The sequence below is a fragment of the Nocardioides aestuarii genome (assembly GCF_039527245.1).
GTDB classification, from domain to species: Bacteria; Actinomycetota; Actinomycetes; order Propionibacteriales; family Nocardioidaceae; genus Nocardioides; species Nocardioides aestuarii.
Map to the genome: position 1 here is coordinate 3,424,513 of NZ_BAAAJT010000002.1, position 12,611 is coordinate 3,437,123.

The 12,611-nt window shown below is 71.7% G+C and carries 12 protein-coding genes; 6 read left to right on the forward strand and 6 right to left on the reverse strand.

Annotation, left to right across the window (positions count from 1 at the left end; genetic code table 11):
• Positions 1-10 precede the first annotated feature (10 nt).
• Positions 11-2,770: an ATP-binding protein gene (locus tag ABD091_RS17190; protein WP_343920709.1), complete on the reverse strand. Its 2,760-nt coding sequence runs from the start codon at positions 2,768-2,770 to the stop codon at positions 11-13.
• 85 nt (positions 2,771-2,855) lie between these two features.
• Between ABD091_RS17190 and ABD091_RS17195 the strand changes: the two genes are divergently transcribed.
• Positions 2,856-3,713 (forward strand): alpha/beta fold hydrolase, encoded by an 858-nt coding sequence (locus ABD091_RS17195; protein WP_343920711.1) that lies wholly within the window; start codon positions 2,856-2,858, stop codon positions 3,711-3,713.
• An 18-nt stretch (positions 3,714-3,731) separates the two neighbouring features.
• Positions 3,732-4,460: a DNA repair protein RecO gene (recO, locus tag ABD091_RS17200; RefSeq protein WP_343920713.1), complete on the forward strand. Its 729-nt coding sequence runs from the start codon at positions 3,732-3,734 to the stop codon at positions 4,458-4,460.
• Between the two features lie 37 nt (positions 4,461-4,497).
• On the opposite strand, the gene ABD091_RS17205 is transcribed toward recO, so the two are convergent.
• Entirely contained in the window at positions 4,498-5,262 is a 765-nt protein-coding gene (locus ABD091_RS17205) for an isoprenyl transferase (RefSeq protein WP_343920715.1), read from the reverse strand.
• Positions 5,263-5,388: 126 nt separating this feature from the next.
• On the opposite strand from ABD091_RS17205, the gene ABD091_RS17210 reads away from it, so the two are divergent.
• Positions 5,389-7,053, forward strand: a complete 1,665-nt coding sequence (locus ABD091_RS17210; protein ID WP_343920717.1) for a sensor histidine kinase — start codon at positions 5,389-5,391, stop codon at positions 7,051-7,053.
• 12 nt (positions 7,054-7,065) lie between these two features.
• Here the strand turns inward: ABD091_RS17210 and ABD091_RS17215 are convergent, their stop codons facing one another.
• The 4 genes from ABD091_RS17215 to ABD091_RS17230 are packed head-to-tail and all read right to left on the reverse strand — an operon-like array spanning position 7,066 to position 10,016.
• On the reverse strand, positions 7,066-7,467 hold the full coding sequence (locus tag ABD091_RS17215; protein WP_343920719.1) for a Fur family transcriptional regulator: 402 nt from the start codon (positions 7,465-7,467) through the stop codon (positions 7,066-7,068).
• Positions 7,460-8,302 (reverse strand): metal ABC transporter permease, encoded by an 843-nt coding sequence (locus tag ABD091_RS17220; RefSeq protein ID WP_343920721.1) that lies wholly within the window; start codon positions 8,300-8,302, stop codon positions 7,460-7,462. The genes ABD091_RS17215 and ABD091_RS17220 overlap by 8 nt, the downstream gene beginning before the upstream one ends.
• Positions 8,299-9,075 (reverse strand): metal ABC transporter ATP-binding protein, encoded by a 777-nt coding sequence (locus ABD091_RS17225; protein WP_343920723.1) that lies wholly within the window; start codon positions 9,073-9,075, stop codon positions 8,299-8,301. The genes ABD091_RS17220 and ABD091_RS17225 overlap by 4 nt, the downstream gene beginning before the upstream one ends.
• Positions 9,072-10,016 (reverse strand): metal ABC transporter substrate-binding protein, encoded by a 945-nt coding sequence (locus ABD091_RS17230; RefSeq protein ID WP_343920725.1) that lies wholly within the window; start codon positions 10,014-10,016, stop codon positions 9,072-9,074. Before ABD091_RS17230 ends, ABD091_RS17225 begins: the two co-directional genes overlap by 4 nt.
• Positions 10,017-10,085: 69 nt before the next feature.
• On the opposite strand from ABD091_RS17230, the gene ABD091_RS17235 reads away from it, so the two are divergent.
• The 3 genes from ABD091_RS17235 to ABD091_RS17245 are packed head-to-tail and all read left to right on the forward strand — an operon-like array spanning position 10,086 to position 12,590.
• Positions 10,086-10,397, forward strand: coding sequence for an antibiotic biosynthesis monooxygenase family protein (locus tag ABD091_RS17235; RefSeq protein ID WP_343920727.1), 312 nt, complete (start codon positions 10,086-10,088; stop codon positions 10,395-10,397).
• Positions 10,398-10,450: 53 nt separating this feature from the next.
• Entirely contained in the window at positions 10,451-11,851 is a 1,401-nt protein-coding gene (locus tag ABD091_RS17240) for a glycine--tRNA ligase (protein WP_343920729.1), read from the forward strand.
• A 25-nt stretch (positions 11,852-11,876) separates the two neighbouring features.
• A complete protein-coding gene (locus tag ABD091_RS17245; protein WP_343920731.1) occupies positions 11,877-12,590 on the forward strand; it encodes a hypothetical protein in 714 nt (237 codons plus the stop codon).
• Positions 12,591-12,611: the final 21 nt, after the last annotated feature.

Below are 12,611 nucleotides of genomic sequence, written 5' to 3' on the forward strand. Positions count from 1 at the left end.
CGTAGGGCGGTCAGTCCTGGTGAAGGGGGAACCTGACCGAGAACGTCGACCCGCGGCCGGGGGCGGACTCGACTCCGATCCGGCCGCCGTGGGCGGCGACGATCCCGGCGACGATCGAGAGTCCGAGCCCGGTGCCCTGGATCGCCATCGCCTGCGCCGAGGAGGCCCGGAAGAACTTCTGGAACAGGGAGTCCTGCTCCGCCTCGGGGATGCCGATCCCGGTGTCGACGACGACCAGCCGTGCCTCGTCCCCGTCGGCCCAGACGCGGACCGAGACCCGCCCGCCGTCGGGGGTGAACTTCACGGCGTTGCTCAGCAGGTTGAGGACCACCCGCTCGAGCTGGACGGCGTCACCGAGGACCCTCACCGGCGTCCGGGAGAGCTCGACGTCGAGGGTGAGGTCACGGTCGCGGAGCAGCGGCCGCATCGAGTCCTCGGTGTGGCGGGTGATGTCGCAGAGGTCGACCACGGAGCGGTCCCACACGGTCCCGCCGGTGTCGAGCCCTGCCAGCGCGAGCAGGTCGTTGCAGAGCGTGATCAGGCGAGCGCCGTTGCGGGCGATCGTGTCGAGCAACGGCATCTGCTGGTCGTGGGGCGGGACCGGGCTGCCGTCGGCGAGCATCTCGGTGTAGCCGACGATGCTGGTGACGGGGGTGCGCAGCTCGTGGGACACGGTGGAGACGAACTCGTTCTTGGCCGCGTCGAGCTGGCGCAGCCGGTCGGCCGCCATCCGCTCCTTCTCCAGGGCCGCCATCAGCATCATCTGCCCGTGGCGCTGCTCGGTGACGTCGCGTGCCAGCACGAGGAAGCCCGCCTGGGGCCCGAACTGGCTGCCACCACCGCTCAGCGTCATCTCGACCGTGCGCCGTCGTCCCTGCCGCGAGAGCCAGGTCCAGTCCCGGGCCAGCGACTCGCCCGAGCCGTCCAGCGACGCCGTTAGCGCGCGCCACCCCGACTCCCCGTTGCCGCGCTCGGCGAGCTCGGTCGGGTCGAGCAGCTCGGTGAACGGCCGACCACGCAGGTCCTCGGTGGTCGCACCCAGCAGCGAGGCCGCCCCGGGGTTGACCAGCTTGATGCGGCCCTGGCTGTCGAGGCCGATGATCGCCGTCGAGATGCCCGCCTGGAAGAGGTTGGCGGTCAGGCCGGCGCTGGCGCGCTCTGCGGTGACGTCGACCCCGGTGAGGACGCCGAAGCGCGCCCGCCCGTCGTCGTCCCGGATCACCTCCGTGCTCCACACCACCCGCAGTTGCTCGCCCCCGATCGTGCGCACGTCGGTCTCGCGGTGGGGCGCGAGGGCGCTGCGCTCGGCGAACATCTCCTTGACGGCGTCGGCCCGGTGCTCGACGACGACGGTCGCCCAGAACGGGTGGCCGAGGATCTGCTCCTCGGAGAAGCCCGTCAGCACCGTGGTGGCCTGGTTGACCCGGAGGACGGTGCCGTCGAGGTCGGTCAGCATCATGATGCAGCGGGCGGTGTCGAGCAGGGTCGTCGCCAGCTGCTCCGCGTCCTGCGCACGCGCCATCGACTGGTGGAGGGCGCTGACGTCGAGCAGCTGGGCCGCGAAGGTGACCTCGGGCTGGGTGGAGATCTGGGAGATCGAGATCTCGACCTGGCTGCCGGGCCGGTGCGCCAGCTGCACCCGCCCGCGCCAGCCGTCGAGCTCCCCCTCGAGCATGGTCTGGGTGACGCCCCGCAGCTCGCCCGGAGCCTTGAGGACGCGGTCGAAGTAGCGGCCCACCACGCTGTGGCCGGGCTCGTCGAGCAGCTCGCGGGCCGTGTTGTTGGCGTCGATGATCTCGAGGCGGTTGCCGCGCTGGGCGAGCAGCAGCATGCCGGTGAGCGACTCGGTGAAGTTGCGCCGGAAGAGCCGCTCGCTGCCGGTCAGCTCCTCGAGGACGCGCGCCCGTTGGGTGACGGCGAGCGTGAGCGGGAGGGCCACGAGGGCCACGGTGAGGATGTAGCCGAGGACGAGGCTCGCGCCGACCTGCAGGGGGAAGGGGCCGTCGGGACCCGCGTCGCCGTAGGGCCCGCGCCCCGCGGCGGTCAGCACGATCGTGACGACCGCGTTGGCGAGCAGCTCCAGCGCCACGGTCCGCGGGTCGAGCCGGAGGGCGGCCCAGACCAGGAACGGCATGCCGATCGCAGCCACCGGGAGGCTGTGCTCGGGGACGAAGGCGGTCAGGGTGACCGCGGTGAGCAGGGAGATCTGGACGACGTACTCCCACCGGGCGCCGACCGCCGTCCGCAACCGCCAGGTCATGGCGACCGGCACGATCGCCAGCGTCGCCGCGGCGTGGGAGGTGAACACGTTGCGCAGGGTCTCGGCGAATGAGCCGCCGTCGGCCACGACGACGGTGAGGGCTGCCAGGACACCGATGGACGCGGCGCCGGCGACGGCGGCGGCGACGAGACGCACGAAGTGGCGCATGTCGTCGAGCTGGATCAGCCGGCCCCGCTCGTCCTTGAGCATCAGGCCGGCCACGACCGCCTCGACGGCGTTGGCGACGCCGAAGGCGGCGGCGACCTCCCACGCACGGCCCCCGGAGACGTTGGCCAGCATCGAGACAGCGGCGATGCCGGCGGCCGCGGTCGGCCACCACGCGCGGGGTACCAGTGCGACCAGCGCGACCGAGACACCCGCGGCCGGCCACCAGTAGGCCACGGACCCGTGCGTGGGGGTGAACCAGACGGCGCCGGTGCCGAGCAGGTAGACCGCTGCCAGCCCGACCGCGAGCGCGACGGGCGTGCGGAGACGCCCTCCCACGGTCATGGGACCAGTGTGGTGGATGAAACCTGTGGACGTGGTGGTTTCCCGCCTTGACGTCACAGGTCACCTCCCCGCCTATGCTGCACGGATGCTGGTCTCCGAGCGCATCGGTCAGTTCTTCCTCGAGGGCGAGGCCGGGCGCGACCGCCTCGAGTACACCGAGTACGGCGCGGGCGACGCCTGGGTGGTACTCGTCCACGGCCAGCTCATGCCGCGACGGATGCACCAGCCGCTCGCCCGGGCGCTGGCGGCCGAGGGGCTGCACGTCGTCACCCTCGACCTCCTCGGCCACGGGCGCTCGGACCGGCCCGAGGACCCACTGGTCTACTCCATGACGGCCTTCGGGGAGCAGGTCGTCGCGCTGCTCGACCACCTCGGCGCCGACCAGGCGGTCGTGGGCGGGACGTCGCTCGGCGCGAACGTCTCGCTCGAGGTCGCCGCGATCGCCCCGGAACGGGTCCGTGGGCTGCTCGTGGAGATGCCGGTGCTCGACAACGCGGTGGAGGCGGGCATCCTCGCCTTCGCCCCCCTGCTCTTCGCCGCGCGCTTCCTGCCCGTGACCGTCCACGCCCTGCGCTGGGCCACCAGACCCGTCCCCCGGGGACTGGTGCCCTTCTGGGCCGGGATCGCGCTCGACACGTGCGACCAGCGGCCGGGCGCGATGGCCGCGACCGTGCACGGCATCTTCTTCGGGCGTGTGGCGCCCTCGGCCCGGCAGCGGCGGGCGATCACCGCGCCCGCGCTCGTCGTGGGTCACCCCGCCGACCCGATCCACCCGGCGGCCGACGCGGCCATGCTCGCCGACGAGCTGCCCGACGCCCGGTTCGTCCAGGCCACGAGCATCCTCGAGTGGCGCGCCCGTCCCGAGCGCCTCGACCGGGAAGCGGCCGACTTCGCCCTCGAGTGCTGGGGGACACGCGCCGGCCAGCGACGCACCGTGGGCTGAGCACGGCAGAATGGCGGGGTGCTCTACCGCGACGAGGCGGTCGTGCTCCGCACCCACAAGCTGGGGGAGGCCGACCGGATCATCACCCTGCTGACCCGTCAGCACGGGCGGGTGCGCGCGGTGGCCAAGGGCGTCCGGAAGACCTCGTCGCGCTGGGGGTCGCGGCTCGAGCCGTTCACCCACGTCGACCTCCAGCTCGCCGAGGGTCGCAGCCTCGACGTCGTCACCCAGGCGGAGACGGTGACCCCGTTCGCCTCGGGCCTGGGCCACGACTACGAGCGCTACACCGCGGGCAGCGTCATGCTCGAGACGGCCGACCGTCTGGTCACCGAGGAGAGGCAGCCCTCCGTGCAGCAGTTCCTGCTGCTCGTCGGTGGGTTGCGAGCGATGACCGGCGGCGAGCACGGGCCGGGGCAGGTGCTCGACTCCTACCTCCTGCGCTCACTGGCGGTCTCCGGCTACGCCCCGTCGTTCGACCACTGCGCCCGCTGTGGTGACGAGGGTCCCCACCGGTGGTTCAACCCGGCGGCGGGTGGAGCCCTCTGCGCCGACTGCCGGCTGCCCGGGTCCGCCTCGCCCGCGGCCGAGACGCTCCGGCTCCTCGGTGCCCTGCTCAGTGGTGAGTGGCCCGTCGTCCACGCCACCGATCCCCGCCACCGTCGCGAGGCCAGCGGCCTGGTCGCGGCCTACGTCGCCTGGCACCTCGAGCGCGGACTCCGCTCGCTGGAGTACCTCGAGCGCAGCTGAGCGGGTCGGCTGCAGGTATCACCGGGTACCCGGCGATTCATGCACCGCCGTACCGGCGGTCGCGCCGCGCGTAGGTCTCGATCGCCTGCCACAAGTGGGTGCGGTCGACGTCGGGCCAGAGCACGTCGGAGTAGACGAACTCGGAGTAGGCGGCCTGCCACAGCATGAAGTTGGACAGCCGCTGCTCACCGGACGTGCGCCAGACCAGGTCGGCGTCGGCCAGCTCCGGGACGTAGAGGTGGCGCGCGAAGGTCTTCTCGTCCACCTTCTCCGGGTTGAGCCGACCGGCCGCCACCTCGCGGGCGATCGACCGGGCGGTGTCGGCGAGCTCCGCACGGCCACCGTAGTTGACGCACATCGTCAACGTGAGCACGTCGTTGTCACGCGTCAGCTCCTCGGCGACGCGGAGCTCCCTGACGACCGACTTCCAGAGCCGCGGCTCGCGCCCGGCCCACCGGACCCGTACGCCGAGCTCGTGCATCTCGTCGCGTCGCCGCCGGATCACGTCGCGGTTGAACCCCATGAGGAACTTCACCTCGTCGGGCGATCGCGACCAGTTCTCCGTGGAGAAGGCGTAGGCCGAGACGGCCTTCACCCCGATCTCGATCGCGCCCTCGACGACGTCGAAGAGCGAGTGCTCGCCCTGCTCGTGACCGGCGGTACGGGGTAGTCCCCGCTCCTTGGCCCACCGGCCGTTGCCGTCCATCACCACCGCGACGTGGCGGGGGACGAGCTCCTTCGGCACCGCCGGCGGCCGCGCACCGGAGGGGTGGGGGGCAGGGGACCGCACGCTGCGCTTCACGCCCGGCAGGATGTCAGACCGCGCCGGACGCGAGCGACCCGAACGCCCGAAAGCCTCCCGGCGCGCCTCGTGGTCTGTCAGGCTGTGCCTGTCCGGGGGGACAGTCCGGAAAGAAGAGGAAGCGTGGTGACTGACCACACGCGTCGTGATGCGTCGCGCGTCGGTGGCGGGCTGCTCCTCGCCGCGGACCCCCAGCCGCACGCCCTGCAGGGCGTCTTCGCGCTGCTCCTCGCCATGGGGATCGTGCTGCGGACCGTGGGCGGGGAATCGTTCGTGCTCAGCACGACCTCCTCGATCGGGCTGGCGGTCGTGGTCACCCTGCTGGCCAGCGCCTTGGCGGCGCTGCTCCCGTGGGACCGGCTCCCGGTGTGGGCGTCCGCGCTCCTCCCGCTCCTCGACATCGCGGCTGTCGGGCTCCTGACGGTCGACGACCCCACGGCCAGCAGCTCGGTCTTCATCGTGCTGCCCGCCTTCTGGCTGGGTCGGCTCCTCGGTCGCACGGGCGCTGCGGTGACCCTGGTCGCCGGCCTCGTCCTGGTGGGCCTCCCCAGCCTGTCCGAGGTGGGCCTGACCCCCACCAACCTGGCCGCCGCCACCTTGGTGCCACTGGTGGCCGCGTGGGCGTCGCTCGCCATCGCGTCCAATTTCGAGCAGGTCCGGGTCCAGCAGGAGGAGACCGAGCACCACAGCGCCGAGCTGAGCGCGGCCCTCGAGGTCATCGAGCACCAGCGCCGCGTCAGTGACGCCATCCTCGACTCGGTCGACGTCGGGCTGGTGCTGCTGGACCGTGAGGGCGCCTACCAGGCCGTCAACCGTCGCCACCGCGACTTCATGCGTTTGGCCTACCCCGACGGACACGCCGGACGCGCCGGCCAGCTCGGCCACGTGTTCGGTCCCGACGGGGTCAGCATGCTCACGCGGGCCCAGATGCCGACGGTCCGGGCGCTGGAGGGCGAGGAGTTCGACGACTGCCGGATCTGGGTCGGTGAGGATCCGCTCACGTCCCGGGCCCTGTCGGTCTCGGCCCGCGCCGTACGCGACGACCGGGGGAGCTTCGCCGGCGCGGCGTTGGCCTACAACGACGTCACCGACTTCATGCGCGCACTGAGGGTCAAGGACGACTTCATCTCGTCGGTGTCCCACGAGCTGCGCACGCCCCTGACGTCGATCCGCGGCTACTCCGACCTGCTGCTCGACCGGGACGACCTGCCGGCCGACGCCGTGCGCCAGCTCGCGGTCGTCATCCGCAACGCCGAGCGGTTGCAGCGGCTCGTGGTCGACCTGCTGCACAGCGCTCAGATCGACATGGGGCCGATCCAGGTCGACCGGGTGCGGTCCGACCTCGCCCTCATCGTGGGGGAGGCGGTCGCCGCTGCGGCGCCGGCCGCGACGGCGACCCACATCGACCTGTCCTACACCGGGCCCGAGCGCCTGGTCGTGATGGTCGACCAGGACCGGATCCGACAGGTCGTCGACAACCTGGTGTCCAACGCGATCAAGTACACCCCGCCCAACGGCCGGGTCGACGTGCGGCTGCAGGTCGACGGGTCCCGGGTCGAGCTCGTCGTGGCCGACACCGGCATCGGCATCGATGCCGCCGACCGGGACCGCCTCTTCACCCGCTTCTGGCGCTCGCGCCACGCGGAGGAGCAGAGCATCCAGGGAGTCGGGCTCGGGCTCTCGATCACGAAGTCGATCGTGGAGAGCCACGGCGGCAGGATCGAGGTGGACAGCGAGGTCGGCCGGGGAAGCACGTTCCGCGTCCGCGTCCCTGTCGACGGCCGGGGCTGACCGGGCCGCGGGTCAGCGGCAGCGGGCGCAGACGCCGAAGATCTCCAGGGTGTGGCTGACCTCGTCGTAGCCGTGCTCCTCGGCCATCGCGCGGGTCCAGCGCTCGACCGCCGGTCCCTCCACCTCCACCGTGGCGCCGCAGGTGCGGCAGACCAGGTGGTGGTGATGGGTGTCCGAGCAGCGGCGGTAGCCGGCCTCGCCGTCCGCGGACCGGATGACGTCGACCTCGTCGTGGTCGGCCAGGAGCTGCAGGGTGCGGTAGACCGTGGCGAGCCCGATGGCGTTGCCACGCTCGCGCAGCACCGCATGGATCTCGCGGGCGCTGCGGAACTGGTCGTCGTCCTCGAGCGCGTCGGCCACGGCCTGGCGCTGCCGGGTCAGCCGGAGCGGCTGGCCGGGGGAGTGGTCAGGCACGGGCCACCTCGCGGGAACGGAGCCACGCGCCGACCGGCCAGGCCAGGGCGAAGCCGGTGAGCGAGAGCAGCACGATCGCGGGTCCGGGTGCGACGTCGAGGTCGAAGTCGAGCGAGAGGAAGGCCGCCAGCAGCAGTCCGCCGACGGCCGCGACCAGGCCGAGGCCCATGGCCAGGCCGAGGGTGCCGCGGAAGGACCGGGTGAGCTGTTGCGAGGTCGCCACCGGCACGACCATGAGGGCGGAGACGAGGAGCAGGCCGACGGTGCGCATCGCGACGGTCACCGTGACCGCGGCGAGGACCGCGATCAGCAGGTGGTAGAGCCGCACGCGCACTCCGGCGACCCGGGCGAACTCGGGGTCCTGGGCGACGGCGAAGAGCTGCGGTGACAGGCCCACGCAGAGCAGGACCACCACGACGGCGAGCGCGAGCGTGGTCATCACGTCGGCGTAGGAGACCGTCGTGACCGAGCCGAACAGGAAGCTCTGGAGCGTCGAGGCGTTCTGGCCGGCCAGCCCGGTCACCAGCACGCCCGCGGCGAGGCCGCCGTAGAACAGCAGGGCCAGCGCGACGTCGCCGTTGGTGTGGCCGCGCTCGCGGATGACCTCGATCGCGACCGCACCGAGGATCGCCACCAGCACCGCGACCCAGGTCGGCGAGGTGCCGGTGAAGAGACCGACGGCGACGCCGAAGACGGCGACGTGCCCCAGCCCGTCGCCGAGGAGCGCCAACCGGCGCTGCACCAGGTAGGTCCCGATCGTGGGGGCCGCGAGACCGGTCACGGCCGCGGCCAGCAGCGCGCGCAGCATGAAGGGGTGGGAGAGCAGGTCGATCACCGACGCTCCTCCAGCGAGTCGAGGGGTGACCCCACGTGGGGCGTGTGGTCGTGGCGGTGGAGCCGTGGGTGGTGGTGGGCGTGCAGCGTCTCCTCGTCGAGCGGCGGCCCGTCGTAGGCCACCTCGCCGTGACGCATGACGACGGCCCGGTCGACGAGCGGCGCCATGGGCCCGAGCTCGTGCGCGACCAGCACCACCGTGGCGCCGCGCTCCTTCAGCGTGCCCAGGCAGTCGGCGAGCGCGTGCTGGTGGGCGAGGTCGACGCCCGCGGTCGGTTCGTCGAGGAAGAACAGGTCCGGCTCGCCGGCGAGGGCGCGGGCGATGAGCACGCGCTGTTGCTGGCCCCCGGAGAGGGTCGCGACGCTGTCGGTCGCCCGGTCGGTGAGGCCCACGACGTCGAGGGCGTCGGCGACCGCGCGCCGGTCGCTCGCGCCGAGCGGGCGCAGCAGGCGCCGCCGCCCGAGCCGACCCGACGTGACGATCTCCCTCACCGACGCGGGGACGCCGGACGCCGCGCCCACGCGCTGGGGCACGAAGCCCACCCGCGACCAGTCACGGAAGGCCGGCAGCGGTGTCCCGAAGAGCTCGACCGTGCCCGACGACACCGGCCGGAGCCCGGTCGCGGCCCGCACGAGCGTCGACTTGCCCGAGCCGTTGGCGCCCAGCAGCGCGACGAACTCGCCCGAGGAGACGTCGAGGTCCACGCCGTGCAGGACCGGGCGCCCGGCCAGGGAGAGCCGGACCTCGTGGAGTGACAGGACCGGGTCGCTCAACAGCGGTTCGCCTCCTGCAGGGCGTCGAGGTTCTCGCGCATGAGGGAGGGGTAGTCCTCGTCGGTGGTCTCGGAGGTCAGCCCCTCGATCGGGTCGAGGACGCCGGTGTCGACGTCGAGGTCGCTCGCGAGGGTCTCGGCGAGCGCCGGGCTCGCGAGGCGCTCGGAGAAGACGGTGGTCACGCCCTCATCCTCGATGACTCCGGCCAGCTCCGCCAAGGTGGCGGGGTTGGGCTCGGCGTCCGGGGAGAGCCCGTTGATCGGCTCGAGGTGCAGTCCGTAGCGCGCGAGGTAGCCGAACGCGTCGTGGCTGACCACGACGGTGTCCAGCTCGCAGGAGGCGAGCCCGGACTCGTAGTCGCCGTCGAGGTCCTCGAGCTGCGACCGCAGCTGTGACGCCCGGTCGCGGTAGTCCGGGGCCCCGTCGGGATCGAGCGCGGCGAGCTCGTCGGCGACCGCGTCACCGAGGTCGGCCATGCGCAGCGGGTCGAGCCAGAAGTGGGGGTCCAGGTCGCCGTGGTCGTGCTCCTCGGCGTGGTCGTCCCCGGCGTGGTCGGTGACGGGCTGCAGGTCGACGACGTCGGCGGCGTCGAGCGTCTCGCCCCCGGCGTTGGTGGCGACCGCGTCGTCGACGGCGGGCTGGAAGCCGTCGAGGTAGACCACGAGGTCTGCGTCGGCCACGTCGGCCGTGGCGCCGATGCCGAGCTCGAGGTCGTGCGGCTCGCCGCCGGGGGTCGTGAGGTTGGTGACGGTCCAGTCGTCGCCCGCCACCTGCTCGGTCACCCAGGCCAGGGGGTAGAAGGACGCGACGACCTCGCGTCCGTCGCCCCCGGCGCCGTCCTGCAACGCGCCGCACCCGCCGAGAGTGACCGCGGCGGAGACGGCGGTCAGGGCGATGAGCGCACGGCGAGGGTGGCGAGCACGGGTGGCGGGCGACAACATGAGAACGATTCTCAGCATGTTGAGAATGATTGTCAATCCGGCGCCTGCCATGCTGGTCGGGTGCTGGTCGTGAACAGGTTCCGTGTGCCGGAGGACGAGGCCGAGGGTTTCCGGGTCGACCTCGAGCGCGCCCGGCAGGCGCTGGCCGACCGACCGGGCCACCTCGAGAGCCGCATCGGCCGCAACCTCGACGAGCCGACGCTGTGGGTGCTCACCAGCACCTGGGAGAGCACCGGCGCCTACCGTCGCGCGCTGTCCTCCTACGACGTGAAGCTGCACGCCGTACCGGTGCTCTACCGGGCCGTCGACGAGCCGAGCGCCTACGAGTGGGCCGAGCCGGGGAGGGACCTCAATGACGCGTCCGCCCGGTCGTTAGGCTGAGGCCAGGTCGTCAATCCAGGCGGCCGCGCCCTGCCGAAAGCGAGCACTTCCCCGTGGCCAAGCCGCCTCCCTCCACCGTCGACCACGTCGTCTCCCTCTGCAAGCGCCGGGGCTTCGTCTACCCGTGCGGCGAGATCTACGGCGGCACCCGCTCGGCCTGGGACTACGGCCCGCTCGGCGTGGAGCTGAAGGAGAACATCAAGCGCCAGTGGTGGCGCTCGATGGTGACCATGCGCGACGACATGGTGGGCCTCGACTCCTCCATCATCCTGCCCAAGCAGGTGTGGGAGGCCAGTGGTCACGTCGACACCTTCACCGACCCGCTCACCGAGTGCCAGTCCTGCCACAAGCGGTTCCGTGCCGACCACCTCCAGGAGGAGTACGCCGAGAAGAAGGGCATCGACGACCCGGACACGGTCGACCTGTCGACCCTGGCCTGCTCCAACTGCGGCACCCGTGGCGCCTGGACCGAACCGCGCCAGTTCTCGGGCCTGCTCAAGACCTACCTCGGCGTCATCGAGGACGAGTCCGGGCTCCACTACCTGCGTCCGGAGACCGCGCAGGGCATCTTCGTCAACTTCGCCAACGTCGTGACCAGCTCGCGCGCGAAGCCGCCCTTCGGCATCGCCCAGATCGGCAAGTCCTTCCGCAACGAGATCACACCGGGCAACTTCATCTTCCGCACCCGCGAGTTCGAGCAGATGGAGATGGAGTTCTTCGTCAAGCCCGGCGAGGACGCCGAGTGGCACCAGTACTGGATCGACGAGCGCACGAAGTGGTACGTCGACCTCGGCATCGACCCCGACAACCTGCGCCACTACGAGCACCCGCAGGAGAAGCTGAGCCACTACTCCACCCGCACCGTCGACATCGAGTACCGCTTCCGGTTCGCGGGCTCGGAGTGGGGCGAGCTCGAGGGCATCGCCAACCGCACCGACTTCGACCTGACGACCCACGCGAAGCACTCCGGCCAGGACCTGACCTACTTCGACCAGGCGGCCGGCGAGCGTTACACGCCTTACGTCATCGAGCCGGCGGCCGGCCTGTCGCGGAGCCTGATGACCTTCCTCGTCGACGCGTTCCACGAGGACGAGGCGCCCAACACCAAGGGCGGCGTCGACAAGCGCACCGTGCTGCGCCTCGATCCGCGGCTCGCTCCGGTCAAGGTGGCCGTGCTTCCGCTCTCGCGCAACACCGACCTCTCGCCGAAGGCGCGCGACCTCGCCATGGAGCTGCGCTCGGCCGGCTGGAACGTCGACTTCGACGACTCCGGTGCGATCGGCCGCCGCTACCGGCGCCAGGACGAGATCGGCACGCCCTACTGCGTCACGGTCGATTTCGACACCCTCGACGACCACGCGGTGACCGTCCGCGAGCGCGACACGATGGCCCAGGAGCGGATCGGCCTCGACTCGATCACGTCCTGGTTCGCGCAGCGTTTCGTGGGGTGCTGAACCAGTGACCATGCACAATGACCGAATGCGCCTGCCCGCCCGCCTGCTCGTCCTCCCCGCTGTCCTGACGCTCGCCCTCACCGGGTGCAGCGGCGACACCGGCGAGACGCCCGACGAGGGCACCTCGCCGGTCGGCGAGACGGCCTCGGAGACCCCCGCCGAGCCCTACCTCGACGTCCCCGAGGGCGTCGAGCTGACCGCCCAGGGTGCCGTGCTGAGCCTGGGCGACACGGCCACCGTCGCCTGGCAGCCCGACCAGAAGAAGGTGGGCGCGCTCGAGGTGAAGGTGACCTCGATGGAGCAGGCGGACTTCAAGCAGTTCGTGGGCTGGGAGCTCACCAAGAAGATCAAGCAGACCGCTCCCTACTTCGTGCGGGCCACGGTCACCAACGTCGGTGACACCGACCTCGGGTCCAAGAAGGGCGCGCTCCCGGTGCCGCTCTACGGCGTCGACGACCAGAACCGCCTGATCGAGTCCTCGCTCTTCAGCGGCTCCTTCAAGCCGTGCCAGTCGGCTGCCTTCCCCGACAAGTTCAAGCCCGGCGCCACGATGAAGGCCTGCATGGTCTACCTCGCGCCGGACAAGGCTGCGCTCGAGGCGGTCAGCTTCCGGCCCGAGCAGGAGTTCAACCCGATCATCTGGGAGGGCGAGGTCGTCCCCGCCGACGCCGGCAAGAAGAAGGACGACAAGAAGAAGTCGGACGACAAGAAGGACGAGAAGAAGAAGTCCGACGGCTGACGATTGGTCGGCTCCGGCCTC

Excerpts from the sequence above, each read along its gene's own strand:
- ABD091_RS17230 (WP_343920725.1), bottom strand. The coding sequence starts at position 10,016 with ATGTTGTCGCCCGCCACCCGTGCTCGCCACCCTCGCCGTGCGCTCATC.
- ABD091_RS17245 (WP_343920731.1), top strand. The coding sequence starts at position 11,877 with ATGCGCCTGCCCGCCCGCCTGCTCGTCCTCCCCGCTGTCCTGACGCTC.
- ABD091_RS17190 (WP_343920709.1), bottom strand. The coding sequence starts at position 2,770 with ATGACCGTGGGAGGGCGTCTCCGCACGCCCGTCGCGCTCGCGGTCGGG.
- ABD091_RS17195 (WP_343920711.1), top strand. The coding sequence starts at position 2,856 with ATGCTGGTCTCCGAGCGCATCGGTCAGTTCTTCCTCGAGGGCGAGGCC.